Annotated in this window: 1 protein-coding gene; it reads right to left on the bottom strand. The window is 62.6% G+C overall.

The features are described from left to right. On the bottom strand, positions 1-257 hold a 257-nt coding region (locus tag ACEN88_RS35730), incomplete at both ends, for an FAD-dependent oxidoreductase (RefSeq protein WP_413347126.1).

Here is a 257-nt window from a genome sequence, read left to right as displayed (position 1 = left end):
GTTCAAATTCACTGACGATTGCGTTCGTGCGGACGTCGACGCCGGCCTCGCGGTGCACTTTCTCGTAGAACGTGGAGAGTTCGGGAGCCGTGACGCGCGCAAGGACGCGAGGCAATGCTTCGAGCACGGTGACGTGCAAGCCGCGCTTCACGGCCACGGCCGCCACCTCCAGTCCGACATAGCCACCGCCGATGATCACGAGGCGCGAGCCGGTATGAAACTGGTTTCGAATGTGCGTGACGTGATCGAGCGTGCGA

The sequence above is a fragment of the Massilia sp. CT11-108 genome, from assembly GCF_047302915.1.
GTDB classification, from domain to species: domain Bacteria; phylum Pseudomonadota; class Gammaproteobacteria; order Burkholderiales; family Burkholderiaceae_D; genus Telluria; species Telluria orientalis.
Note: the sequence above shows the minus strand (reverse complement) of the source record. Positions and strands in the feature narration are given on the sequence as shown.